This window comes from Enterobacter sp. (genome assembly GCF_977039595.1).
Map to the genome: position 1 here is coordinate 1 of NZ_CDRQYH010000133.1, position 2,999 is coordinate 2,999.

5 protein-coding genes are annotated in these 2,999 nt (G+C 57.2%); all 5 read left to right on the forward strand.

The window, feature by feature from the left end; genetic code table 11:
* The coding region (locus tag ACWYRJ_RS20665; RefSeq protein ID WP_410164536.1) for an IlvGEDA operon leader peptide at positions 1-59 on the forward strand (59 nt) is incomplete at its 5' end.
* 86 nt (positions 60-145) lie between these two features.
* Positions 146-196, forward strand: coding sequence for a peptide IlvX (gene ilvX / locus ACWYRJ_RS20670; RefSeq protein WP_166792073.1), 51 nt, complete (start codon positions 146-148; stop codon positions 194-196).
* 2 nt (positions 197-198) lie between these two features.
* Positions 199-1,845, forward strand: coding sequence for an acetolactate synthase 2 catalytic subunit (ilvG, locus tag ACWYRJ_RS20675; protein WP_455508535.1), 1,647 nt, complete (start codon positions 199-201; stop codon positions 1,843-1,845).
* The gene (gene ilvM / locus ACWYRJ_RS20680) at positions 1,842-2,105 is read left to right on the forward strand and encodes an acetolactate synthase 2 small subunit (protein WP_024907956.1); all 264 of its coding nucleotides are present in this window, start codon (positions 1,842-1,844) and stop codon (positions 2,103-2,105) included. The genes ilvG and ilvM overlap by 4 nt, the downstream gene beginning before the upstream one ends.
* 18 nt (positions 2,106-2,123) lie before the next feature.
* Positions 2,124-2,999: branched-chain-amino-acid transaminase (ilvE, locus tag ACWYRJ_RS20685; protein ID WP_455508536.1), on the forward strand; the 876-nt coding region annotated here is incomplete at its 3' end.

Consider the following 2,999-nt stretch of genomic DNA (forward strand, 5'->3'; position numbering starts at 1 on the left):
GCGTGGTGGTGATTATTATCCCACCGTGCGGGGCTGCACTTGGACGAGGAAAGGCTTAGAAATCAAGCCTTAACGAACTAAGACCCCCGCACCGAAAGGTCCGGGGGTTTTTTTATGACTAAAAAACGCAAATGAGGAACAGAGAATGACGACTAGCACAAAATTCTGTTTCTCCCGATTTATGACGGGGAACTAACTATGAATGGGGCACGGTGGGTAGTACATGCGTTGCGCGCGCAGGGAGTCGAGACAGTATTCGGTTATCCAGGTGGCGCAATTATGCCGATTTACGATGCACTGTATGACGGCGGCGTGGAACATCTCTTGTGCCGACACGAGCAGGGCGCAGTGATGGCGGCCATTGGCTACGCCCGCGCGACCGGCAAAACCGGCGTGTGTATGGCGACGTCAGGCCCGGGCGCAACTAACCTCATCACCGGCCTGGCTGACGCGCTGCTGGATTCCGTTCCCGTTGTCGCCATCACCGGGCAGGTGGCGTCTCCGTTCATCGGTACCGACGCTTTTCAGGAAGTCGATGTACTGGGTTTATCGCTGGCCTGCACCAAACACAGTTTCCTCGTTCAGTCTCTGGAAGAGCTGCCGCGCGTAATGGCAGAAGCGTTCGAAGTGGCCAGCTCAGGCCGTCCTGGTCCGGTTCTGGTCGATATCCCGAAAGATATCCAGGTGGCACCTGGGGATCTGGAACCCCACTTCTCCACCGTTGAAAGCGACGACGCGTTTCCGCATGCGGAAGTTGAAGAGGCCCGTCAGATGATGGCGCAGGCGAAACAGCCGATGCTGTACGTCGGCGGTGGCGTCGGGATGGCGCAGGCCGTTCCCGCCCTGCGTGAATTTATCGCGGTAACGCAAATACCTGCCACCTGCACGCTGAAAGGGTTGGGTGCGGTAGATGCAGACTACCCGTACTATCTGGGCATGCTGGGGATGCACGGCACCAAAGCGGCAAACCTGGCGGTGCAGGAGTGCGATCTGCTCATCGCCGTAGGTGCCCGTTTTGACGACCGCGTCACCGGCAAGCTGAATACCTTTGCGCCGAACGCTAAAGTCATCCATATGGATATCGACCCGGCGGAAATGAACAAGCTGCGTCAGGCGCACGTTGCGCTGCAGGGCGATCTCAACGCGCTGTTACCGGCATTGCAGAAGCCGCTGGATATCAACGCATGGCGTCAGCACACCGCCGATATGCGTGCCGAGCACGCATGGCGTTACGATCACCCCGGCGAGGCCATCTACGCGCCGCTGCTGTTGAAGCAGTTGTCGGATCGCAAACCTGCTGATAGCGTCGTCACCACCGACGTCGGCCAGCACCAGATGTGGTCCGCGCAGCATATGACCTACACCCGCCCGGAAAATTTCATCACCTCCAGCGGGTTAGGGACGATGGGCTTCGGTCTGCCAGCAGCCGTTGGCGCGCAGGTCGCCCGCCCGAACGATACCGTTATCTGTATCTCCGGTGACGGCTCCTTCATGATGAACGTCCAGGAGCTCGGCACCGTTAAACGCAAGCAGTTGCCGCTGAAAATCGTCTTGCTCGACAACCAGCGTTTAGGGATGGTTCGCCAGTGGCAACAGCTGTTCTTCCAGGAGCGCTACAGCGAAACGACTCTCACCGATAACCCCGATTTCCTCACCCTGGCCAGCGCCTTTGGCATCCCTGGCCAGCACATCACCCGTAAAGATCAGGTTGAAGCGGCGCTCGACACCATGCTGAACAGCGATGGGCCTTACCTGCTTCATGTCTCAATCGATGAACTCGAGAACGTCTGGCCGCTGGTACCGCCTGGCGCCAGTAACTCACAAATGATGGAGAAATTATCATGATGCAGCATCAGGTCGCCGTACAGGCTCGCTTCAACCCGGAAACTTTAGAACGCGTTTTGCGTGTGGTGCGTCATCGTGGTTTTCAGATTTGCTCTATGAATATGGAGACAGCCACTGACGCCCGGAATATCAGTATCGAATTAACCGTTGCCAGCCCGCGGTCGGTCGACTTACTGTTTAGTCAGTTATCAAAGCTGGTAGACGTTGCCCATGTTGCCATCTGCCAGAGCACAACCACATCACAACAAATCCGCGCTTAAGCGTGACAGGACGAAAAAATGACGACAAAAAAAGCTGATTACATTTGGTTCAACGGTGAGATGGTTCGCTGGGAGGACGCGAAGGTCCACGTGATGTCCCACGCGCTGCATTACGGTACCTCCGTGTTTGAAGGCATCCGCTGCTACGATTCTCACAAAGGGCCAGTGGTGTTCCGCCATCGCGAACACATGCAGCGTCTGCATGACTCAGCCAAAATTTATCGTTTCCCGGTATCTCAGAGCGTTGATGAGCTGATGGAAGCCTGCCGCGACGTGATCCGTAAGAACAACCTCACCAGCGCCTATATTCGTCCGCTGGTCTTCGTGGGTGACGTCGGTATGGGCGTGAACCCGCCAGCCGGCTATACCACTGATGTGATCATTGCCGCGTTCCCGTGGGGTGCTTACCTGGGTGCTGAAGCCCTGGAGCAGGGGATCGACGCAATGGTCTCTTCCTGGAACCGCGTTGCGCCAAATACCATCCCGACCGCCGCGAAAGCGGGCGGTAATTACCTTTCTTCCCTGCTGGTTGGTAGCGAAGCGCGCCGTCACGGTTACCAGGAAGGTATCGCGCTCGATGTGAATGGCTACATCTCCGAAGGCGCAGGTGAAAACCTGTTTGAAGTGAAAGACGGAATTCTGTTTACGCCGCCATTCACCTCCTCCGCGCTGCCGGGCATCACCCGTGACGCCATCATCAAGCTGGCGAAAGACCTGGGTATTGAAGTGCGCGAGCAGGTGCTGTCCCGCGAATCCCTGTACCTGGCGGATGAAGTGTTTATGTCCGGTACCGCGGCTGAAATCACCCCGGTGCGCAGCGTAGACGGTATTCAGGTGGGAGAAGGCCGCTGTGGCCCGGTCACCAAACGCATTCAGCAAGCGTTCTTTGGCCTC